This window comes from Hungatella effluvii (genome assembly GCF_003201875.1).
GTDB classification, from domain to species: domain Bacteria; phylum Bacillota; class Clostridia; order Lachnospirales; family Lachnospiraceae; genus Hungatella; species Hungatella effluvii.
Genome location: NZ_QJKD01000020.1, coordinates 84,547 through 108,274 on the forward strand (window position 1 = coordinate 84,547; position 23,728 = coordinate 108,274).

Consider the following 23,728-nt stretch of genomic DNA (forward strand, 5'->3'; position numbering starts at 1 on the left):
GTCTGCTCTGCCGGATTGAGTTCCGTTTCTTGTGACTTTGCAGGGGATTAGAAGTTCTTAACGCGTAGGGTTTTTCGTTCAAGGGAAATGCCCACCTGTTTGAGCGCAGCGAGTTTGGGCATTTCTCTTGGTTTTTAGAAAAATTCTGCACGTTTAGAACTTCTTATCCCCGAAACCGGAACCAGAAACGGAACTCAATCCGGCAGAGCAGACCAGGCGGTTGAGGCGAGCCGGGGGCGGTAAGCTGTAAATTGATACAGATACTATACCATCCTTTTTGCTTGCCGGAAACAGGAATATCGAGTATGATAGTGATAGTGCTCCCGGGAGTACTCTAGTCAGGAAAGGAGGCTTGTTCTATGCTTCGCATTGAAAACACCGGAAAATCTCAGATGAAATCCAGAAACAGGGTTCGCGTATTTCGCGAAATTTTAAATCATGAAGGCATTTCCAGAAAACAGCTGGAGAAGCGCCTGGGCCTTTCTGCGCCGTCCGTCACGCGGGTGGTGGAGGAACTGCTGCGGGAGGGGCTTATTTGTGAGGAAGGCACCGAACAGACCCATATGGGGCGCCGTCCGGTTATGCTCTGCGTCAAAAAGAATGCCTATTACAGCGTCGGAATGAATTTAAGCAGATCGAGGCTTTACTACTGTATCAGGAACCTGGGAGGAGAACCGGTGCATTCCGGTGAAATAAGGCTTTTAGGGAAAACGAAGGGGGATCAGCTCTTAAGCCTGATGGAACATGCCGTCCAGGACTGCTTAGAGACTGCAGGCATTGAGAAGAAACACCTTCTTGCCATTGGTATTGCCTCCCGCGGAACGGTAAACGAAGGAAAAGGAAGCGTAATCTATTCACCTGACTCAGGAGAGGAAATCCATGTAAAGGAATACATGGGAATGCGGTATGACTGCGAGATTCTCGTGGAAAACAACGTGATTGCCGATTTAAAAGGGCAGTATCTGGACTTGAGCGGCACCAACCGGAATCTGGTGTATCTCTACATTTCCGACGGCGTCGGAGGCAGCATTATCTGCAATGGCCAGGTGATCGACGGAGAGAACAGCATGGCAGGTAAGTTCGCCCACATCCTCGTGGAGAGCGGAGGAAGACGGTGCGCCTGCGGAAAAAGAGGGCATTTGGAATCGTATGTTTCAAAGCCGGCCATGGAAGAGGCGTACTTCGAAGCCAGCGGGAAACGGCTGGAGCTGCCGGAGATATGCAGACTGGCTGGCGAGGGGGAGAAGGCTGCAGCCGCGGTCCTTAAGGATGCCATTGACAAACTGGCGATCGGCATTAATCAGATTCTTCTGGTTGTGAACCCCGGAACGCTTGTGTTGTATGGCGATCTGTTCGAGAGCGTCGATGGGATTCTGGAGCGTTTGAAGCAGAAGACGAAGGAACTGGCCTTTACGGAGGAGATTGCCGACAACTGCTGGATGGTGAGAGAGACGAAAAATGTCCGCATTGAGGATAGCATTGCCAGACTGTCTGTGGAACGGGCTCTGGAGATTATTGTCTAAACTTAATAAAAAAATATAATTTCATATTGAAATAATATAGAGATGTGATATAATGATAAAAAGACAACGGGGTGTGTCTTAAAAATTTAACTAATTAATTTCAAAATGAAATTATATGAAAAGGAGAGGCAGCAAATGAAAAGAAGAAATTTGATGGCATTGGTACTTGCGGGAGTTATGGCGGCGTCGGTTATGGGATGCGCCAGCCAGAGCGGAGCGAAGAATCCGTCTGAGACACAGAAGGAGGCCGCCAAAGAGGAAGCGTCCAATGAGAGTGTGTCCAAGGACAATGAGAGTGGAGCCGCCGACAGCGCCGCCGTGCCGGCCGGCAGCTGGAAGCCGGACCATGACATTACAATCCGTGTTCCCAATGCAGCAGGGGGAACCATGGACACGATCACGAGGATTTTGGGACAGGGAATTCAGCAGAGCACGGGAACGACGGTTATGATTAATAATCTGACCGGAGCGTCCGGAGCCATAGCAGCCAATGATCTTCTTGCCAAGGACGCAGACCCCTGCGAGCTGATGACGTCAGGAATCGCGCTCTTTACGCTGGCGCCTCTCTTTAATCAGGATATTAAGGTCAGCCTTGACGATTTCGCCATTGTTTCCGGCATGGTATCTGAGGATTTTGTACTCTGTGTGAACCCGGAGAAGAGCGGCATCCATAACTGGGAGGAACTGAAGGCCTATGGAGAGAAAGAGCGGATTCTGTTCGGCTCCAATACACCTGGAGGAACGACTCATATGCTGGGCACGGCGCTGTTCGGAGAAGCGGGCTTAAACGCGGAGGCCGTGACATCGGACGGAACGAATAAGGATATGCTGGCCCTGACCTCCGGAGACGTAGTCTGCGCCATCGGCAATGCCAGCGCCTGTCAGCAGTTTATCGAAGAGGGGACGGCCGTTCCCATTGCGGTATTTTCAGAGGACGCCTATGAGGGATTCGAAGGCTTAACCGTTCCGTCTGTCGTGGATTTGGGATATGATATCCAATTCAAATCCTGCAACTTCCTGATGGCGAAAAAAGGAGCGGATCAGACAGCCCTGGATCAGATTCATGACATGATTCAGGCTTATACGGAAACAGAGGAATGTAAGAAACTGGCCGAGAGCGCAAAATACGTTCCGGATATTGCCGACGGCGAGACTGTACGTGCCATGATTGAGGATTCTGCAAAAATGTGCCAGGAAATCTACGAAAAGTATTATCACTAACAAGGCAGGGAGAAAGCGATATGAAAGTGAAGTACAGGACAAATCTGTGGGCCGGAATCGTAAGCGTGATCTTCGGCCTGGCAGTCCTCTGGCTGATTCCGGCCCAGATAGGTACAGAATATTCGTCAGGAAACAGTCTGACTTCCAGGGCCGTACCCGGCGGAGCTGCCATTCTGTTTATCGTATGCGGCGCCGCGCTGATCGTCCAGAGCCTTATTTTAAAGAAGGACACGGTCCGGGAACTGAATCTTGCAAAAGAAGGCAAGGCGTTCCTTTACATGGCGGTATTTGGGATCTATGTGATCCTGTTTGACTACAGCTTTATTGTGGCTTCCATATTCCTGGGAGCCGCAACCCTGCTTTTTACAAAGAGTAAAAAGAAGCTGTATTATATGATCGTAATTATCACGGTTTTCGTCCTGTATCTGCTGTTTACGCAGGTACTTCACGTGAGACTGAAGTAGGAGGCCGCAAATGAAGGAAATTATATTTCAGGCACTGCCCCAGCTGTTTACTCTGGAGAACTTTGTATTTGTAAACCTGGGGATTTTTATAGGAATCATTTTCGGCTCCATACCAGGGCTGAATGGCAATCTGGCCATTACCGTTCTGATTCCATTTACATTTAAATTAGGCAGTGTTCCAGCCCTGCTGATGCTGACCGCTATCTTTTTCGGCTCGAATTTCGGAGGCTCCATAACGGCGATTCTGATCAATACGCCGGGAACGAACGCAGCGGCAGCCACACTGCTGGACGGATATCCCCTGTCGAAAAAGGGAAAGACCAGGAAGGCCCTGGACATGGCCCTGGCGGCGTCCACCTTTGGCGGACTGGTGAGCGCTTTGTGCCTCCTGTTCTTCGCACCCCAGATCAGCAAAATCGCCGTCTATTTCGGAGCCCCGGAGTATTTTGCCCTGGCGGTATTCGGGCTGTCCGTTATCGCCTCAGTCAGCGGACGGAGCATCTTAAAGGGAGTGATCAGCGGCGCCTTTGGCGTACTGATTGCCACTGTGGGTATTGACGCTGTCAGCGGCGTCACCCGTTTTACCTTCGGCAGTCTTCAGATGTATAACGGAATCAAAATGCTGGCGGTTTTACTGGGCGTTTACGCGATTGCACAGATGATCAGCCGTGTAAACGGCACGGAAGAAGAGGAAGCGGGCACAGAACTGAAGAAGGCAGATCCTTCGGACCGTCTGACGCTCGGCGAATTAAAGAGTACCGTTCCCACCATGCTGAAATCCTCCGCGATCGGAGCGTTTATCGGAGCCATTCCGGGCACAGGCGGGGCGATCGCCTCCTATATCGCTTATAACGAGGCCAAACGCTGCGCGAAACCGGGCGAGAAGTTCGGGGAGGGAGAATTAAAGGGAATCGCCGCGCCGGAGTCCGCCAACAATGGGGCGACCGCGGCCACGCTGATTCCGCTGCTTACACTGGGAATTCCGGGAGATGCGGTGGCGGCCACGCTGTTGGGCGCATTCACCATGCATGGGCTGGTGGTTGGTCCAAAGCTGTTTTCCACTTCGGGGCCGGTCGTTTACGCCATTTTGATCGGATGCGTGATTTCTCAGATTGTGATGTTTTTACAGGGAAAATATCTGCTTCCCCTGTTCGTAAAAATCACACATATTCCGCAGGAGCTTCTGACGGCGCTCCTGGTCGTTATCTGCTGTACGGGAGCATTTTCACTGGCGAATTCTTCCTTTGACGTGAGGGTCATGCTGATTTTCGGCTGTATCGCTTATTTCATGCAGAAGGTGGAACTGCCTCCCGTTCCGATTATTCTCGGAATCGTTCTTGGCCCCATCGCAGAGGCCAACTTAAGAAATTCCCTGGTCCTTTCAGACGGCTCCTGGACCATATTCTTTAAACGCCCAATCTGTCTGGCGTTTATAATTCTGACCTTTGTTCTGATCTGGCTTTTAAAGAAGAACGACAAAAAGCAGCGGAGCATGGAAGCAGAATTTCTGAAAAAATACGGAGAAAATACGGAGAAGTAAGGAAAGGAACCACTATGCATTACAAAAAACTATGGACGGATTTACACAGCAATATTCATCACAATCAGATGGGAGAGCTGAACCAATGGATTGAACACGCAAAAAAGACCGTTGATTTCTGGCCGGTTGCCTACTATCCCTTCTATATGAAGCGTACCGAAACAGGGGCAGGCCTGGAGGATTTATATGACAGGGAACAGATCGAACAGGACTGGGAACAGCTCCGCGAGGCGGTAAAACAGCAAAACGAAGCCGGTTATCCGATGTTTATGGGCTATGAGTGGCAGGGCTCCGGAGATGATGGAGACCATAATGTGTTCTTTTTGGATAATGAGCAGCCGATGCTCCATCCCATGCGGTACGAGGAACTCTATCAGGCGTATAAGGACAGGTCGGCGATAGCCATCCCCCACCATGTAGCCTACCAGCTGGGCAGCAGGGGGAAAAACTGGGAGACGCACCGGGAAGATTTCTCGCCGTTTGCGGAGATTTACTCCAGCCATGGATGCAGTGAAAACGATACAGGACCTTTTGATATGGAGCGCCATCTCCACATGGGGCCGAGAACCGGAGAGACCTGCTATGAGAGGGGGCTTGAAAAGGGGTATCTGGTCGGCATGATTGCTTCCGGAGACAACCACAATGTACCGGCGGTTCACGATCATGGAACCATGTGCGTGCTGGCAGCGGACGGCTCAAAGGAGGCGATCTGGGAAGGCCTGCTAAACCGCCGGGTATATGGCGTCAGCAGAAGCCGTATGGATATTGATTTTACCATAAACGGTAGCCCGATGGGGGCTGTGGTGAAGCCGGGAGAGGGAACGCTTGCATTTGCCATTGAGGCGGCGGACGCCATTGACCGGGTAGAGATCCTTCGGGACAATGTTCTGGATACCATGGCGGTTCATGCGGGTACCTGGGAAGAGACTCAGTATACCGGCGTAAGAAAGTATAAATTTGCAGTGGAGTTTGGCTGGGGGCCGAATCCCAAGTTTTATAAGGATCGCCTGACGAAAACATGGGATGGGTCTCTGGAAGTTCCGGGCCGTCTTTGCCTGGTGCAGAAATGTTTTAACAGCTTTGGTCAGGAGCTCTGCAATGTGACGGAGAAATCCTGTGAATTCCATATGACTACCTATATGAGCACCACCACAGGCCACTGGATGGGACCGAGTACGGTCGTAAAGGAAGGCTTTGTGTTTGAAGTGGAGGGAAAGCCGGAGGATGAGATCGTGCTGAAGGTGGACCGCTACGTCTACCGCTTTACGCTTAAGGAATTGATGAAATCCTCAAGAATTCTTGCCCAGTATCAGGAGAGCATGGATCTGGCCGCAGAGGTCTTTGGAAATGTGGAACACTACCGCGATGATTTCTACTGGCACAACGCCTATAAGACCAGAATCCGCCAGGCAGTGCCGGAAGAGGCGTATACGATGAAGTATGAAAAGAAGGTGACACTGGAGGCGGGAAGCTGCTACCGGCTCCGGGTGCATTTGAGAAATGGTGACACCGCCTGGGTTTCACCGATTTTTGTGCGGGAATAACAGATAAAAAGAGTACCGAAAAGTGAAGGCGGATTCCTGGAAATGGAATCGTGAGAGTGGCATTCACTTTTCGGTACTCTTTCTTATTAATATGTAAACTTAAATTGTGAACTTAAAATGTAAATTTAATGGCGCAGAATGGAATACCACTCTGCGCCGTCTGATTACCGGTTGGCTGACTTTGATTCATTATGGTTCGTCTGCCGTGTCTTCCACAATCGTAGTGGATTCCTCTGCGGCAAATTTCTTCAATGCATCTCCGGTTCCCTCATATATCTCTTCGACTTCTTCTGAGTCTGCTTCTTTATCTTCTGTATCTGCGGCCTGCTCCGGTTCTTCTTTGAACCCTTCTGTGGCGCCGGCTGCGTAGTCGAGCCCGCCGTCTTCGGTAATATCTTCTTCTTCCTCGTCGTCCTCTGAACGGTCCATGGCGGAATCAAGCATATCCTTGGCGGTATCGGCAACTGCGGAAGCGGCTTCCCTTGCCGTACTGTTCACGATGCTGGCTGCGTCTTTCACGAGGTTCTTCGCGGCAGAAGCTGCATCCTTGGCTGCGTCGGCCATATCGGCGGCGGCTACCTTGAATTCATCTTTGTCTGCGTGAAGGGATACGTAGTTCCTGTTCATTGTGCTGTCAATCTTGGAAATGTCATCATTCCCGTCATCTTCAAAATCATGAAAATCTTCTTCCAGTTCTTTATGGAAAGATTTATATTTCGTAAAATAAGAGATACCGGCCGCAACGGCACCCGCGATGGTGGCGAAAGCCACTAATTTCCCAAAACCATTACCCTTTTTTGCCATGTGAAACACTCCTTTCGTTTGCTTCTTATTGTAATACTAATAAAGAAAAAAATAAAGGTATATAATAAGAAAATTTCTATAAACTATGTAGGAACGGGAAAATGCTCTCAGTTATGGAACTAAATTGTAAAAAAAATATAAAATTAGCACTCAACTATTGACAGTGCTAATAATGAGTGATATAACTTAGTATGTGGTTAAAAGAAGTTTCCATTTGCGAAACAAAAAGAAAGAATCAACAGAAACAGTATGAGGAGGAATTGCAATGAAATTAGCACCATTATTTGACAGGGTAGTATTAAAACCATTGGTTGCAGAGGAAACGACAAAATCCGGGATCGTTTTACCGGGTCAGGCAAAAGAAAAACCGCAGCAGGCGGAAGTAATCGCAGTTGGACCAGGCGGCTTGGTTGATGGCAAGGAAGTAACCATGCAGGTAAAGGTCGGCGATAAAGTAATCTTTTCCAAGTATTCAGGAACCGAAGTGGAAGGCGAAAATGAGAATGATAAGCTGGTTATCGTTAAACAGAACGATATCCTGGCTGTGATCGAATAAACCGAACCCTTAGGGCAATACCGAAATCATAACAAAAACGATAGATAGAAAGAAACTGGAGGAATGAAATCATGGCAAAGCAGATTAAATATGGTGTAGACGCCAGAAAAGCACTGGAAGCCGGCGTAAATCAGTTAGCAGACACAGTTCGCGTAACATTGGGACCGAAAGGAAGAAACGTTGTTCTTGACAAATCCTTTGGTGCTCCGCTCATCACCAACGACGGTGTGACCATTGCGAAAGAGATCGAACTGGAAGATCCATATGAGAACATGGGCGCTCAGCTTGTTAAAGAAGTTGCGACAAAGACCAACGACGTAGCCGGAGACGGTACCACCACAGCGACTGTACTGGCTCAGGCGATGATCAACGAAGGTATGAAGAACGTGGCAGCAGGCGCTAATCCGATCGAATTAAGAAAAGGTATGAGAAAAGCCACTGCGGCAGCTGTAGAAGCGATTGCAAAGATGAGTGAGCCGATCAAGGGCAAAGCTTCCATCGCAAGAGTAGCAGCGATCTCCGCAGCAGACGACGGAGTTGGCGAGATGGTAGCAGATGCTATGGAGAAGGTTTCCAACAACGGTGTCATCACTATTGAAGAATCCAAGACCATGAAGACTGAGTTAGACTTAGTAGAAGGTATGCAGTTTGACAGAGGATACGTTTCCGCTTACATGTGCACCGATATGGAGAAAATGGAAGCCAACTTAGACGATCCGTATATCCTTATTACAGATAAGAAGATTTCCAACATTCAGGAGATCCTTCCGTTATTAGAGCAGGTTGTACAGTCTGGCGCAAGACTCTTAATTATTGCAGAAGATATCGAGGGCGAGGCTCTGACCACTTTAATCGTTAACAAGTTAAGAGGTACCTTTAATGTAGTTGCTGTTAAGGCTCCTGGCTACGGCGACAGAAGAAAAGAGATGCTTCAGGATATCGCTATCTTAACAGGCGGAAAGGTGATTTCCGAAGAATTAGGCTATGAATTAAAGAACACCACAATGGATATGCTTGGACGTGCAAAATCCGTTAAGGTTCAGAAGGAAAATACCATTATCGTAGACGGCGAAGGCAGCAAAGATGAGATTGAAGCCAGAATCGGCCAGATTAAGGGCCAGATCGAAGAGACTACCTCCGATTTTGATAAAGAAAAATTACAGGAAAGACTTGCGAAGTTATCCGGCGGAGTCGCTGTTATCCGTGTAGGTGCGGCAACTGAGACCGAGATGAAGGAAGCCAAGCTTCGTATGGAAGATGCTTTATCCGCAGCAAGAGCAGCCGTAGAAGAGGGCGTTATCGCCGGCGGCGGTTCCGCTTATATCCATGCTATGAAAGATGTTCAGAAAGTTATTGATGGTCTGGAAGGCGAAGAGAAGACAGGTGCGAAGATTATCTTAAAGGCTCTGGAGGCTCCGTTATACCACATTGTGGCAAACGCAGGACTGGAAGGCGCCGTTATTATCAGCAAGGTAAAAGAGGCACCGGTTGGCACAGGCTTCGATGCTTATAAGGAAGAATATGTTGATATGATCGAGGCCGGTATCTTAGATCCGACCAAGGTTACAAGAAGTGCGTTACAGAATGCGAACAGTGTTGCATCTACCTTATTGACAACTGAATCAGTTGTTGCTAATATAAAAGAAAAAACACCTGCAGCTCCGGCTCCAGGCGGAATGGATATGATGTAATAACGGAAGCAAAAGCGACGCATGCGGAATGGAAAGAGGATTTGCAGTGCTTGCATTGCAGATCCTCTTTTGTTTTTCGATGGGACGACAAGTTCCGTGAAATAATAAACCATCCGGGTAAGAGGCGTACTTCGCACCAGGGAAGTAAGGCTGCTGAAGCAGCCGTACTCCGGCACGGGAGTTTGGTGCGCCAGACTCTTTATTCATCATCTCCCTTCACAGAAGAAAGGACATCAGTCTATGAATGAAATGTATGCAGAATGGCTTGTAAAACGGAAAGCACCAGCTTATATGATGCTTGTCAAGGTATTGATGGTTCTGGTATGTGTGGTGGCATTTTTTATCGCTGTCTCTCCGCTGCTCGGAATATTTGGTATTCTTGTTCTGTTTGCAGCAGCGGGGGCAGCTTACTTTGTTTTCCGCAACAGCGAAGTTGAATTTGAGTATCTCTATGTGACGAATCAGCTGACCATCGACCGGATTTACGGAAAGACCAAGAGAAAAAAGGCCTGGGAAGGTTCCATGGATGAAATTCAGATCGTTGCGCCTACCGGTTCCACGGAAGCGAAAGATCACGAAACAAATAATATGAAGGTTCTGGATTTTTCTTCCCGCACACCGGACGTCAAGACTTATACATTAATCAGCCAGTCCGGCAGTGAATCCACGAAGATTATTTTCGAGCCGAACGATAAGCTTCTTCACTGCATGAAGATGACGGCTCCACGAAAGATCGTGGACCGCGTTTAACAAAATAAGAGAGAATTCTCCCACCTTTATAGGTGGAGAGATGAAACGCCAAAAACAAGCTTAACGGCAGTGGGGGGCGGAGAGAAATCGGTATCCCCCACTGACATGAAGTCAAGCCGCGCATCTATAAGATGTAGTCGCATACAGTGAAATTATCGTGCGCGGATTGAAACAAGGAGCTTCTTTGAACGTTGTTTGAGGATTTGTTTCAAGATAAGTTTTATAAAGGTAAAATGAAAAGGACAGATACATGATGCGGATTAGGACGCGGAGTGTGTTTGGCCTTTTTTTTTGCTCTTTGGGAATGGGGGAGGAGAAGTGAAGTTAAAACGCCTGGATTGGTGAAGAGGATGAAATCTTTGTAAAACCTAACATCGAAGCTTGACAGGTGTGATTCGAATATAGTAAGATAGGAAACAAGTTCCACAGCGTTTTCTTGTCTGTGAAATTCTAAAATTCTTTGTTTCAATGCGGTTTCCGCAAAAAAATCCTATGTTTAGCTTCAGGAGAGTTGGTGATGTGTATGATTGATTGAGAAAAAGTCTTGTAATGGCAAAGCTTTTACAGTATAATAAAAACATCTGAATGACGTGAAAAGTAAAGATAGGAGGAGTAGAATGACAATAGATGAAAAGTTGGATTTACTCTGTGGGAATGTTCAGAGTATAAATGATAATGTAATTGAGATGAAAAATGATATGGCTGTGATAAAGGGCGATATCGTGGAATTAAAGGGAGATGTAGCAGAGCTGAAGAGCGATATGGCCGTGGTGAAGAGCGATATCGTGGAATTAAAGAGTGATGTAGCAGAGCTGAAGAGCGATATGGCCGTGGTGAAGAGCGATATCGTGGAATTAAAGGGCGATGTAGCAGAGCTGAAGAGCGATATGGCCGTGGTGAAGAGCGATATCATGGAATTAAAGAGTGATGTAGCAGAGCTGAAGAGCGATATGACTGTGGTGAAGAGCGATATCATGGAATTAAAGAGTGATGTAGCAGAGTTGAAGAGCGATATGGCCGTGGTAAAGAGTGATATCGTGGAATTAAAGAGTGATGCAGCAGAGCTGAAAAGCGATATCGTGGAATTAAAGGAGGATGTAGCAGAGCTGAAAAGCGATATGACTGTGGTGAAGAGCGATATCGTGGAATTAAAGGGCGATGTAACAGAACTGAAAAGCGATATGATTGTGGTAAAGAGCAATATCGTGGAGATAAAGGGCGATATCATAGAGATAAAGGGCGATGTAACAGAACTGAAGAGCGATATGACTGTGGTGAAGAGCGATATCGTGGAATTAAAGGGCGATGTAACAGAACTGAAGAGCGATATGGCTGTGGTAAAGACTGATATCATAGACCAGAGAAATGATATGAACACCATGGAAGGCAGAATTGATGCTAAGATGGAACAGTTAAATGAAAATGTGAAGGGGATTCGTTTTACCATTGAAAATGAAATCCGCCCGAGTATTGCTCTTATTGCAGAATCACATTTCATTCTGAACAGAAAACTGGATGAGGCGATAAGAGTAGCAGGAAGTATCGAAATGACAAGAATTCGAGTCAGCATACTTGAAGATGATGTAAAGAAGCTGAAAAGAGCCGTAAATATGTGATCTATATCATAAGATACGAGAAATTAGCAAATTATGAAGAAAATATCAGTAATCCAACAGAGCTTACTATAACTAGTACAGCGTTGCATAAGTTCTAGTGAATTCTGCACTCGCTATTCACGCCAGGACCACGCCCGCGAAGCTAACCGTAGGGTCCACTACGCCGTCGCTTCGCGGACGTGCCCCTGACGCAAATATCAAGCACATAATTCACCGAAACTTACGCAATGCTGTACTAGAAAAGAAAACAGTAAACAAATGCAGCTTACTTCGGCAAATGTACCGAAATAGGCTGCATTTTCGATCATAAGCTCCTATTTTTATTTTGAATCATAAAGACATAAATTAGAGAATAGCGATTTACAATAACAGGAGACTTCTAAATTAATCAGATACAAATCATAAATAATAAATGTTTTTACGTGCTGACATTTACTGATATTTAAATAAGAGTGATGGAATATAGATCGACTGTTTCAATGGCATCTCCTATAATTTTATAGATACAAACTAAGAGTAAGTAAGATAGCTTGACAGGCCCTATATTAACATATAAAGTATAAGAAACATATCGTTTCAAAACCAGGTGAGACGGCCAAATAAATCCAAAGTCGAACGACAGAAGGAGCTCTACATGAAAAAGCTAAGAAGTCCCTTGTTATCGGTGCTCGCAATTTACATACTGTGTTTTATCTTTCGAATTATAGAATATTTTATTATTCGTACAGATCAGACCTTATTAGGAGAAGCAATCATACATAAGATTGCTGGCATCATAATTCTCTGGATTGCAATAAAAATGCTATCTGCTGATTTCGAGTATATTGGATTTAAGCGTAAAGGTATATTCAAAAATTTTGCATTCGGTTTACTGTTTGGTATTTCTGTGTTTACGGCAGCATATGGGACAGAAATCCTGATTGCAGTTTCGCAGGGGAATTTCCAGTCCCTTCAATTTTATGTCAGCAGCTATGCTGTGGATAAAAATATAGGAAATGAGACCGGTATCCTGTTCTTCCTTATTTGTATTGTTGGCAACATCGTTAATGTATGGATGGAGGAAGGCATATACCGAGGACTTTTTCAAAAAATTCTTCAACAGAAATACAAATTTATTGCAGCGGCAATTATTTGTTCCATTTTATTCGGTGTGTGGCATGTCATAGGCCCGATTCGCAATTATTATGACGGTCTGAGCAGCATGGGAGGGATGGCGGCCAACATTTTCATGTTGGTAATCACAAGCGGTCTTGTCGGTTTTAAAGCGGCTATGATAACGAAATTAACCGGTTCACTTTACATGGCTATGGGGGATCATTTTGTCAATAATACAATCGTAAATATTTTACACGTTACTTCCTATACAGGCGCTGATGAATTGATGTTTGTGCGAATCACTATTGCTCAAAGTCTCTCATTCCTGTTGGTTCTTGTTTTCTATATCTGGAAACAGAAGAAGATTGATTCAGGCAGTGCTCCCTCCGAAAATTAGTCGGCCGTATTGAATCGGGAATGGCATCATTATATGAGAAATTATGATTGCGGGCAGTGCATTTGTTTACATACTTATGCATTGCCCGTTTGATGATTATGCGCATTTGGACGGGAAGAATTTATTCTGTCTTTATCCTGGCTTTTATGAGTTGAAGATAGTTTTTTATATAGGAAACAAATATTGTGGAAACATGTTTAAAACATGGCTGCTAGAAACGTAAACCTGGGTGAAGTACAGGGAGTCAGGAATTAGCATATAAAATATAAAGCCGCAACGTAAAAACAAAAGGCTGAACAAAAGAAATATAAAGTATTGCTCACAAACTCCCAAATAATGTAAATTTATTAGCCGCGATGAATATATTAAATACGCTGGAATTTATGTCTTTCACACACGGAAAACAGATTGAAATTGTCCGTTGACAAGTGACGCAAAATTTGTTAAACTATGTAACTAACAAGCAAAAATATATTAGTTACATTAATAAAAAGGACAAGAAAGAGAGGAAAATTTAATGGGTACAATTATTGGCGACGGCATTACTTTTGACGACGTACTTTTAGTTCCAGCTTATTCAGAAGTAATCCCCAATCAGGTTGATTTGACGACCTGCCTCACAAAAACCATCAAGCTGAACATTCCCCTGATGAGTGCTGGTATGGATACGGTTACCGAGCATCGTATGGCAATTGCCATGGCAAGACAGGGAGGTATCGGTATTATCCACAAGAACATGTCGATTCAGGCGCAGGCAGATGAGGTTGATAAGGTAAAGAGGTCGGAGAATGGCGTCATTACGGATCCATTTTATCTTTCCCCAGAACATACATTAAAGGATGCGGACGAGCTGATGGCGAAGTTCCGTATTTCCGGTGTGCCGATTACAGAAGGCAAAAAACTGGTTGGTATCATTACCAACCGTGATTTAAAATTTGAGGAAGATTTTTCCCGCAAGATAAAAGAGTGTATGACTTCCAAAAATCTGGTGACGGCGAAGGAAGGCATTACCATGACAGAAGCGAAGAAGATTCTTGCCAAGGCGAGAGTGGAAAAGCTTCCGATCGTTGATGATGATTTTAATTTAAAGGGACTCATTACAATTAAGGATATTGAAAAGCAGATCAAATATCCGTTGTCTGCAAAAGACAGTCAGGGAAGACTTCTGTGTGGTGCTGCCATCGGAATTACTGCTAATGTTCTGGATCGTGTGGCGGCTTTGGTCGCTTCCAAGGTCGATGTGATTGTCCTGGATTCCGCTCATGGCCATTCCGCCAACGTTTTAAACTGTGTACGCATGATTAAGGAAGCATATCCGGATCTTCCGGTCATCGCTGGAAACATAGCGACCGGAGACGCGGCAAAGGCCCTGATTGAGGCCGGTGCAGATGCGATTAAGGTCGGTATCGGACCTGGTTCTATCTGTACAACCCGTGTGGTTGCTGGTATCGGTGTGCCGCAGATCACAGCTGTTATGGATTGCTATGCGGTAGCGAAAGAATATGGAATTCCGGTTATCGCAGATGGTGGTATCAAGTATTCCGGAGATTTAACAAAGGCCATCGCAGCGGGCGGTAATGTCTGCATGATGGGAAGTATGTTTGCCGGATGTGATGAGAGCCCGGGAACTTTTGAGCTGTATCAGGGAAGAAAGTATAAGGTATATCGTGGCATGGGTTCTATTGCAGCCATGGAGAACGGAAGCAAGGACCGCTACTTCCAGTCTGATGCCAAAAAACTGGTTCCGGAAGGCGTGGAAGGCCGTGTTGCATACAAAGGTCTCGTCGAAGATACCGTATTCCAGATGCTGGGCGGACTTAGAGCAGGAATGGGCTATTGTGGTGCTTCTGATATTAAGACACTTCAGGAAACAGCTAAATTTGTAAAGATTACCGCAGCATCCCTGAAGGAAAGCCACCCGCATGATATTCATATTACGAAAGAGGCTCCGAACTACAGTATTGATGAGTAGGCGGGGCCGCAGATCTGGGAAGCAGTAGAGTGATCGGTGGATGAGGGCTGACATAAGTAATAAATGTATTTGATGAGACGCTGAAGCAGTGTCTGATGATCTTTAGATAAGAGTCTTTATATGCCGGTATAACCCGTAGTTTCGGGTTTTACCGGCTTTTTTTCTATACCGGAAGATATTCACAGATTCTCTCATGGCTTTCTAATCCCGCGTCTGCCACTAACGCCCGCGTTGGCTGCGATATATCTGTTCATATGCCATTTATATGCCCCGTTTTCTTCTGCAGTTTATCACTGATTTAAGTTTATCTCCTTGGCAAAGCTATTCAAGGTAGATGAGAGATCCTTTCAGTATGTGAAGTCCTGTGATTTCTTCCATATCTTCTATATTAAGTGCATAAAATGCTGCCTTTAAATTCCTTTTGAATTCACATAGTTCATTCATCCTCTTTTCTAAGCATAACGCAATTATGCACTCGATGCCAAAAGGCCGGCCTATCGTTTCCGTGCAACCGTTACGAGTTCTGTTCAATTCGCATTTGGTACAATCCATTTCGCTAATAGACGTAGCTATTTTTGTTTTTTTCTCCATAATTTAGATGGGGGTGTGAGTTTTTTTTGTTACAGCCTTTTATATCTTTGTCAATTATATCAACAATCACCTGAAGTTGTTTCTACCATTTGTGTATTCTCTTTTTCACCTCCAATATTCATTATAAAAGTATCGAGCGGCGGCTTGATTTTACTTGCTGTTATTCTAAAGAGAGCAGGTTTTCCTTTTTTTTATGAAAAAAAACGTGAATTTTGAACAATGATAAAAGAAGAAAAATGTAGTGTTTCATTTATTGAAGAATGTAATAAAAAATGTAATATTATAGTATATAAATGATAAAATCACTGTCTATATATAAAAAAATATTAATAGAACTGATAAAATGGTTCGTATAATTTGTTTTATCTACCAATTTCGAAAATAAAACCCAGCATTTTTAATAAAAAAAAGTAAAAAATTACAAAGAATAAAATGGAAAAAAGTTGAAATGTAACCATTCTGTTACCATGAAGATGTATAATGCATCTATAATTAATATTTTTGTAAGGAAAACAAAATAAACTGTTGATTTTTTTAGAAAGAATAGGAAGTTTAGATCAATTTGGATTACTTAAAACAAATTATAAGAAGGTGAGAAATTTGTCGATAGCAAAAATGAGCATGCTTGATAACTCATATCGCTATTTTACCGTAACAGTAGACCGGTATGAGAGGCAGTGTATGGAGGGAATTATTAGTCACGCTGGAGAACCCCTCTGTATCCGTTATGGTAACTTTCTTGAATTAGTACTCCAGATGAACCAAATATTCGACCGGATGTCGTGTCCGAAACAGACCATGGAATTCCGGCAGTTTTCAGGAACTGATTATCCGGCACTGAAAGTAAAAAAATGCAAGAAAGCATATAAGGGAAAATTAGCAACATTTCAGATATACGTAAAATTCCGATATGACGCCAGCTGGCAGGGAAATATTACCTGGCTGGAGGGAGAACGGACGGAGCACTTTGAAAGCATATTACAGATGATACAGCTGATAGACGAAATTCTTATCGGAAGATATAGAATAAAAGATCCGAGAAAAGGCGCAAGAACATGTCAGGTAGCTGTAAACTCCTATGACAGCGGACTGTTGGAAGGAAGTGTACAGAACGCATTTATCAATCATCTGGAGGAATTCAAAGGAACCATTGGCCTGGCTGATGCTATGGTCCATTTATTTGAGGTTGGAATCGGCAGGAGTGCTTCCGGGATAGCCCCGGGAGAATGCAAGATCATTTCAGAAGAAACTTGGGGTACCTACCGGAAAGGCGGCAGAAGAGCCACCTTTGTAATAAAGATCCTGTACAGGGAACACTCAACCTGGCAGGGCGTAATATGCTGGCGGGAAACCGGCGAAAAACAGGCTTTCAGAAGCTTTCTGGAGATGATAATTCTGATGGCCTCCGCATTGGAAAGCGGAAGAAGGGAAAATGAGTGTGAAGATAGATATTATACTGACAATAGACAAAAGACCATAAAGGAAGGGTAAGGAAGGAGAGAAAGTATGAAAGGACTAAGAAGAAAGTTCAGGCGAGGGCTGGCAGGTTTTCTGTCATTCGTGCTGACGATGACATCATTTAATATGGTGTCGTGGGCGGACGTGGCGAGTGCGTTTGAAAAAGAGAATGCCACATTTATCATGAATGGAGAGGATCTCAGGGATTCTGCTCAAGCTGCCATAGATAGTGGCAGTACATTCCATTTTGAGGATTTAGGCATTGAAGAATCGGAGGACAATGCGAAAGATTATCAAAAATTATTCGGTAATGGATCAGTGTATGAGATTGCTCCGTCATATAATATGTCCGATGATGAAGATGCAGATGGTGCTGATCTCAGGGTATTTGTCCGAATAAAGGATGATTATGAGGGGTATCGCCTGACTGGAAAAGAGGAGATTATTTTTCTTTATATTAATGACTCAGAAGGGAAAATATCATTTCGTACAATTGTTGATGGATATGCAACTGAAAGGATTGCAGTCAAAGGAAATTCGAAACTGGTAGAAGCAGAAGTACCAGGTAACGTAAATGGAACACTGGAAGGTGAAGTGACAACACCAGAAGAAAATGGAACGCCGGAAGGAGAAGTGACAACACCGGAGGAAAGCGGGACAGCGGAAGGAGAAGCGACAACACCGGAAGAAAACGGAACACCGGAAAGTGAAGTGGTAGCACCGGAAGAAAGTGAAACGCCGGAAAGTGAAGTGACAACACCGGAAGAAAATGGAACGCCAGAAGGAGAAGTGACAACACCGGAGGAAAGCGGGACACCGGAAGGTGAAGTGACAACACCGGAAGAAAACGGGACACCGGAAAGTGATGTGGCAGCACCGGAAGAAAGTGGAACGCCCGAAAGCGAAGTGACAACACCGGAAGAAAACGGATCACCGGAAGGTGAAGTGACAACACCGGAAGAGAGCGTAACGTCGGAAGTAGAAGTGACAACACCAGAAGAAAACAGAACGCCGGAAGTTGAAGTGGTAACACCGGAAGAAAACGGAACATCAAAAGGTGAATCGGATAATGAAGACGCGGCAATGTCGGAAGAGAATACCGTAGTTTCAATTAGTCGTAATTCTTCGGCTGTGTTGATGGCGGCAGATTCAACCGTGACAGTGTTAGAGTCAGCTAATGAGAAAAACGAAAAAATTACACTGGCAACTGCCAGTAACTCTGAATACAGCAATTCCGGGAAGTCAGATCCGAAGGAATCATCTTCCGTAGCCAATTTAGTAAACGGGAAAGTATATGGCAATGTAATTTTGGATGAATCTTCTTATGCCAGGGCATATGTTATTACACTGGATGCTTTAAATATTGAGCAACCACTGAATGAGTACCAAATTACAGTAACTCATCGGCTTCATGGTGATAACTGGATTGATTATGAAAAAATAGAGACTGTAACAATTACTGATAATGATTTTGACAACGGAGAATATAATACTGATAAACTGGAATTCAAGCGTGAGGGAATTGTATTAACTAGCCAGAGCTTAGTTTTGACAAAAGATGCTTTTAAATCAGGGACTGAAGCTGAAATTACTCTGGAGTATGCAGTTGCAGATGGATACAGGATTTATGATAACAGAGCGAATTTGAGATCTATTTTTGTCGGAGAGTTGGATGATGATGACCCAGTTATTAAACCTGTAGGCCAGTCAGTCGTCAATATTAAATATGTATATGAAAACGGAACGATTGCGAAGGATACAGAGAGTGTAGCTGCTTTATATGATGAAAACACAAAGAAGTATAAGTTAACCTATGAGTTAGGTGATTTAGATGGTTATAAGCCGGTACTGGATACGATGGATTCGGCATCTGGAATTACCCTTGATGGAAATATTTTGACAGCAAATCTCTCTGAAGATAAGGAATACCTGGCTGTAATTGTTTATATGGCAGATACAGTTGAATATGTGGTAAGGCATAATTATCAGAAATTGGATGGATCTTATGAGGTGAAAGAGTCTGAAACAAAATCAGGGAAAGCCGGAGAATTGAGTGCGGCAGTTGCCCAAAATGTTACAGGCTTTACTCCGAAGCAAATTAGCCAGAAAGAACTGTCTGCTACAGAAGAGAATATTGTTGATATTTTCTACGATCGAAATATATATGATCTGACATATAGTACTGATGGCGGAGAATATGTTGAACGACAGACTGGATTGTATGGAGAGAGTCTGACGGTAGCGAAGAGCACAACCAAGGCTGGGTATGTGTTTGATGGCTGGTATACAGATAAGAATTTCTCTCAGGGCACCAGGGTATCCGGTAATATAATATTAGAAGATAATACGATATTATATGCAAAATGGAATCCGGGAACAGTTGGGTATAAGGTGGTTTATCTGATTGAAAATGCAGATGATAACAATTATTCGCTGCTGTGTACAGATGCAAAAACTGGTAAAACAGGAGATAATGTGCAGATAACAGCAAAAACTGCTAATCCAACAAATTGGGGCGAACTGGAGAAAAATGCCTTTACTTTTAAGGATTCAACAAGTGAAGCTTTAAAGGCAGATGGGACATCAATCGTTACTGTAAGATATTCCAGAAATATTTATACGATTAGGTTCCAGGATAAATCTCCTACTTTATGCAGGAAGAATAATCACACGCATAAATTAAGCAATTGTTATGAACGTACATGTAATAGATGGCATAGTCATGACGAAAGTTGCTATGATATGTCACACACAATTTGTGGTTTAACTGAACATCAGCATGACAGTACTTGTTATACTCGAGATATAAGTGCTAAATATCAGGCTAATATCAGAGAACAGTGGTTGGAAAATTATGGCGGACATTATTGGCTGTGGAATCGTAGTGAAAGTAAGTACACAGGATTGCAGGATATCATGCCTTATACTAAAGGTGGAGTAAAGGTACTTGATTATTATAAGGATGGGGATACAGAAAGAGTACTTGAATATTATGTAGAAGATCCATCTGGTAATATATCTGATCCTTTGCATAAAGGCTATAAATTTTCACTTTATACAAAAACCACTATATATGTTTCGTCAACTATGAGCCCAACTTTGGATGAAGAGTATTACGTTATTGATGGATATGAGCGGTATTATAGTAATATAGACTTTGATTATAATCGTAAATTTAAAAACCCATCTAAGTTTTATTACACACGTGCTAAATATGATTTGACACTTATAAATGGAACGAATGAAAACATAAAAAAAGACATTCCTTATAAATCTGATATAAGCAAATATCTTGGAGCTCCGACGGTTAAGCCTACGTCAGATGCAACTTTTGATGCGTGGTATATTGATTCCAGCTTTACAGAAAAGTATACATCGGGTTCCATGCCAAAAGGAAATCTCGTTTTATATGCACACTGGAACAATGCTGCTTATGATGTGACATTTAAAGATGGTCAGGAGGTATTAGATACAGTAGAAGTAAACAGCGGGGAGCTGGTTTCGCCAATTTCCACACCAGAAAAAGCTGGTTATAGCTTTACTGGCTGGTATATAGATGAAGCATGTACGCAGCGATATGATTTCCAGAGAAAAGTGAAATCAGATTTTGAGCTTTATGCAGGTTGGAGCATGCATTCAACTACCAGCTATCAGATATTATACGTTACAATCGAAGGTGATCCGGTAGCGGATTCTGTGACGGGCAATGGAGTCATAGGAGATACAATTCAGGCCAATGCGATTGTTCCAACAATAGCTGGATATGAAGATTATATTGTTGATAAGGCTACAGCATCCATAAGCTTAGATGCCGATCCCAATAAAAATGTTATAAGATTTATCTATTCAAGTCCGGAATCATTGAGATATACAGTACAGTATTGGTATGAAGATAAAATGGTTGCCGAAGAAGCAAATATTGCATCGAAATTAAGTTCTTTCCGTTGTTATCCGAACACTGACTTAGAGCAGCTGACTGGATATAAGGTAAAGGAAGCGTACAAAAATGTTAAGTTAACTACAGGTGAAAATATAATTAAGTTTACTTTGACCTTAAATGAGTACACAATTACATATGAAAATGTAGATTATAATGATATTGTTTGGGAAAATGGCAATACAAATCCTACAAAATACAGTATTCGTACCAATTCCTTTACTCTTAAAAATCCAGACCGTGTTGGATATACATTTATGGGCTGGAAATTGGTTAAAGGAAGCATTGAAAGTGGAGAGTATGACTCAAAAAATGTAGTAATTGAAACAGGTTCCCGTGGAAATCTTTCCTTTAAGGCTGAGTGGACAGTAGATGTAAATCAGAAGTTAAATTATAGTATAAAATACTACAAGAGCGAACAGCCGAATAAGGAAATAGGGAATCTGAATAAGAGTGTTCTTGTTGCTTCTCCTACAGTTAAGTATGCAGATGTAAATAAAACATATAATAAGCCAAGTGGTTATATTCTGGATAAGGTAGAGTTTGGCGGCCAGACTGTAAGCGATGGTGAAATGACAATCACAGATACAGATAATATTATTAAGGTGTATTATAAAGTAGATGAGACACAAAAACTAGAATACAGCGTTGAGTACTATATAGATGGAAAAGATACACCTTTTGATAAACTGGATAATCAGGAAGTATTGGTTGCCGATCCGGTAGTCAGCGAGGTAGCGGACAGCAGTAAAGTGCCTGCCGGTTATACGAGAGACAGCGTATTACCGGAGCTGCCTGCAACGATCAGCGAGACAGCTAATGTCATCAAGGTATATTACAGAGTAGATGAAACACAGAAGCTGAAATACAGTGTTGAGTACTATGTAAATGGAAATGACACACCATTCGATAAGCTTGAGAACCAGGAAGTGCTGGTAGCCGATCCAATAGTTAAAGTAGTAGCGGACAGCAGTAAAGTGCCTGCCGGCTATACGAGAGACCACGTATTGCCAGAACTGCCGACAACGATTAGCGTTTCTAACAACATCATCCAGGTATACTACAAAGTAGACGAGACGCAGAAGCTGAAATACAGTGTTGAGTACTATGTAAATGGAAATGACACAGCATTCGATAAGCTTGAGAACCAGGAAGTGCTGGTAGCGGATCCAATAGTCAAAGCAGTAGCGGACAGCAGTAAGGTACCTGCCGGCTATACAAGAGACAGCGTATTACCGGAGCTGCCTGCAACGATTAGTGAAACTGCTAATGTCATTAAGGTATATTATAGAGTAGATGAAACACAGAAGCTGAAATACAGTGTAGAATACTATATAAATGGAAATGACACAGCGTTCGATAAGCTTGAAAACCAGGAAGTGCTGGTAGCGGATCCGGTAGTCAAAGCAGTAGCGGACAGCAGTAAAGTACCGGCTGGTTATAGAAGAGATTCTGTATCTCCAGAACTGCCGGCAACGATAACAGAAAGCAGTAATATCATAAAAGTATATTACCGTATTGATACTACTCAAAAATTGAAGTTTGATATAGAGTATTATCTTGTTGGTGAGATGGAAGCATTTGATGTAGCTAGAAATCAGACAGTTCTTGTAGCAAATCCTGTGATCAAAGCAGTAGCAGACAGCAATAAGGTGCCTGCAGGCTACGAAAGAGCTTCTGTAACGCCGGAACTGCCGACAATAATCAGCAAGACTAATAACGTCATCAGGGTATACTATAAAGTAGATGAGACGCAGAAACTGAAATACAGTATCGAATACTATGTAACTGGAAATGACAAAGCGTTTGATAAGCTTGAGAACCAGGAAGTACTGGTAGCCGATCCGGTAGTCAAAGCAGTAGCGGACAGCAGTAAGGTACCGGCTGGTTATATGAGAGATTCTGTATCTCCGGAGCTGCCAGTAACGATAAGCAGTTCCAACAACATTATACGTGTATACTACAAAGTAGACGAGACGCAGAAATTGAAATACAGTGTCGAGTATTATGTAACTGGAAATGACACAGCATTCGATAAACTTGAGAATCAGGAAGTGTTGGTAGCGGATCCTGCGGTCAAAGCAGTAGCGGACAGCAGTAAAGTACCGGTTGGTTATACAAGAGATTATGTATCTCCGAAGCTTCCAACAGCGATCAGCAGTTCCAACAACGTTATCAGGGTATACTACAAAGTAGACGAGACGCAGAAGCTGAAATACAGTGTTGAGTACTATGTAAATGGAAATGACACAGCATTCGATAAGCTTGAGAACCAGGAAGTACTGGTAGCGGATCCGGTAGTCAAAGCAGTAGCGGACAGCAGTAAGGTACCTGCCGGCTATACAAGAGACAGCGTATTACCGGAGCTGCCGACAACGATCAGTGAGACAGCTAACGTCATTAAGGTATATTACAGAGTAGATGAAACACAGAAGCTGAAATACAGTGTCGAGTACTATGTAAATGGAAATAACACAGCATTTGACAAGCTTGAGAACCAGGAAGTGTTAGTAGCAGATCCGGTAGTCAAAGCAGTAGCGGACAGCAGTAAAGTACCAGCTGGTTATAG

The 23,728-nt window shown here is 43.6% G+C and carries 14 protein-coding genes; 13 read left to right on the plus strand and 1 reads right to left on the minus strand.

The features are described 5' to 3' along the window. Nucleotides 1-359 precede the first annotated feature (359 nt). The 5 genes from DFR60_RS26085 (at nt 360) to DFR60_RS26105 (ending at nt 6,292) form a co-directional block, all read left to right on the plus strand. Nucleotides 360-1,523 (plus strand): ROK family transcriptional regulator, encoded by a 1,164-nt coding sequence (locus DFR60_RS26085; RefSeq protein WP_110325758.1) that lies wholly within the window; start codon nt 360-362, stop codon nt 1,521-1,523. 135 nt (nt 1,524-1,658) lie between these two features. After that, nucleotides 1,659-2,744, plus strand: coding sequence for a tripartite tricarboxylate transporter substrate binding protein (locus DFR60_RS26090; protein WP_110325760.1), 1,086 nt, complete (start codon nt 1,659-1,661; stop codon nt 2,742-2,744). Nucleotides 2,745-2,764: 20 nt separating this feature from the next. Continuing rightward, the gene (locus tag DFR60_RS26095) at nt 2,765-3,208 is read left to right on the plus strand and encodes a tripartite tricarboxylate transporter TctB family protein (protein WP_002602644.1); all 444 of its coding nucleotides are present in this window, start codon (nt 2,765-2,767) and stop codon (nt 3,206-3,208) included. A 10-nt stretch (nt 3,209-3,218) separates the two neighbouring features. Next, nucleotides 3,219-4,748 (plus strand): tripartite tricarboxylate transporter permease, encoded by a 1,530-nt coding sequence (locus DFR60_RS26100; protein WP_110325762.1) that lies wholly within the window; start codon nt 3,219-3,221, stop codon nt 4,746-4,748. A 14-nt stretch (nt 4,749-4,762) separates the two neighbouring features. Next, complete coding sequence (locus DFR60_RS26105) at nt 4,763-6,292, plus strand: hypothetical protein (protein WP_110325764.1); 1,530 nt, start codon at nt 4,763-4,765, stop codon at nt 6,290-6,292. 189 nt (nt 6,293-6,481) lie between these two features. Here DFR60_RS26105 and DFR60_RS26110 read toward each other — a convergent pair whose 3' ends face one another. Then, nucleotides 6,482-7,096 (minus strand): hypothetical protein, encoded by a 615-nt coding sequence (locus DFR60_RS26110; RefSeq protein ID WP_002602647.1) that lies wholly within the window; start codon nt 7,094-7,096, stop codon nt 6,482-6,484. A gap of 265 nt (nt 7,097-7,361) precedes the next feature. Here DFR60_RS26110 and DFR60_RS26115 point away from each other — a divergent pair, with 265 nt between their 5' ends. From DFR60_RS26115 to DFR60_RS26165, 8 genes are all read left to right on the plus strand, one after another. Continuing rightward, complete coding sequence (locus DFR60_RS26115; RefSeq protein WP_110325766.1) at nt 7,362-7,652, plus strand: co-chaperone GroES; 291 nt, start codon at nt 7,362-7,364, stop codon at nt 7,650-7,652. A gap of 71 nt (nt 7,653-7,723) precedes the next feature. Further along, on the plus strand, nt 7,724-9,343 hold the full coding sequence (gene groL, locus DFR60_RS26120; protein WP_110325768.1) for a chaperonin GroEL: 1,620 nt from the start codon (nt 7,724-7,726) through the stop codon (nt 9,341-9,343). A 240-nt stretch (nt 9,344-9,583) separates the two neighbouring features. Continuing rightward, nucleotides 9,584-10,093 (plus strand): DUF6106 family protein, encoded by a 510-nt coding sequence (locus tag DFR60_RS26125; protein ID WP_110325770.1) that lies wholly within the window; start codon nt 9,584-9,586, stop codon nt 10,091-10,093. A 617-nt stretch (nt 10,094-10,710) separates the two neighbouring features. Continuing rightward, nucleotides 10,711-11,709 (plus strand): hypothetical protein, encoded by a 999-nt coding sequence (locus tag DFR60_RS26130; RefSeq protein WP_110325772.1) that lies wholly within the window; start codon nt 10,711-10,713, stop codon nt 11,707-11,709. 634 nt (nt 11,710-12,343) lie between these two features. Next, nucleotides 12,344-13,201: a CPBP family intramembrane glutamic endopeptidase gene (locus DFR60_RS26140; RefSeq protein ID WP_110325774.1), complete on the plus strand. Its 858-nt coding sequence runs from the start codon at nt 12,344-12,346 to the stop codon at nt 13,199-13,201. 517 nt (nt 13,202-13,718) lie between these two features. Further along, nucleotides 13,719-15,173 carry an IMP dehydrogenase gene (gene guaB, locus DFR60_RS26150; RefSeq protein WP_025529642.1) on the plus strand — a complete coding sequence of 485 codons (1,455 nt, stop codon included), beginning with the start codon at nt 13,719-13,721 and terminating at the stop codon, nt 15,171-15,173. Between the two features lie 1,182 nt (nt 15,174-16,355). Beyond that, a complete protein-coding gene (locus DFR60_RS26160) occupies nt 16,356-17,255 on the plus strand; it encodes a hypothetical protein (RefSeq protein ID WP_243005187.1) in 900 nt (299 codons plus the stop codon). Between the two features lie 15 nt (nt 17,256-17,270). After that, nucleotides 17,271-23,728: InlB B-repeat-containing protein (locus DFR60_RS26165; protein ID WP_146218634.1), on the plus strand; the 6,458-nt coding region annotated here is incomplete at its 3' end.

Bases quoted from the DNA above. Each gene is read 5' to 3' on its own strand.
- DFR60_RS26100 (WP_110325762.1), top strand. From the start codon at position 3,219: ATGAAGGAAATTATATTTCAGGCACTGCCCCAGCTGTTTACTCTGGAG.
- DFR60_RS26140 (WP_110325774.1), top strand. From the start codon at position 12,344: ATGAAAAAGCTAAGAAGTCCCTTGTTATCGGTGCTCGCAATTTACATA.
- DFR60_RS26110 (WP_002602647.1), bottom strand. From the start codon at position 7,096: ATGGCAAAAAAGGGTAATGGTTTTGGGAAATTAGTGGCTTTCGCCACC.
- DFR60_RS26095 (WP_002602644.1), top strand. From the start codon at position 2,765: ATGAAAGTGAAGTACAGGACAAATCTGTGGGCCGGAATCGTAAGCGTG.
- DFR60_RS26105 (WP_110325764.1), top strand. From the start codon at position 4,763: ATGCATTACAAAAAACTATGGACGGATTTACACAGCAATATTCATCAC.
- DFR60_RS26090 (WP_110325760.1), top strand. From the start codon at position 1,659: ATGAAAAGAAGAAATTTGATGGCATTGGTACTTGCGGGAGTTATGGCG.
- DFR60_RS26125 (WP_110325770.1), top strand. From the start codon at position 9,584: ATGAATGAAATGTATGCAGAATGGCTTGTAAAACGGAAAGCACCAGCT.
- DFR60_RS26085 (WP_110325758.1), top strand. From the start codon at position 360: ATGCTTCGCATTGAAAACACCGGAAAATCTCAGATGAAATCCAGAAAC.
- DFR60_RS26115 (WP_110325766.1), top strand. From the start codon at position 7,362: ATGAAATTAGCACCATTATTTGACAGGGTAGTATTAAAACCATTGGTT.
- DFR60_RS26130 (WP_110325772.1), top strand. From the start codon at position 10,711: ATGACAATAGATGAAAAGTTGGATTTACTCTGTGGGAATGTTCAGAGT.
- groL (WP_110325768.1), top strand. From the start codon at position 7,724: ATGGCAAAGCAGATTAAATATGGTGTAGACGCCAGAAAAGCACTGGAA.
- guaB (WP_025529642.1), top strand. From the start codon at position 13,719: ATGGGTACAATTATTGGCGACGGCATTACTTTTGACGACGTACTTTTA.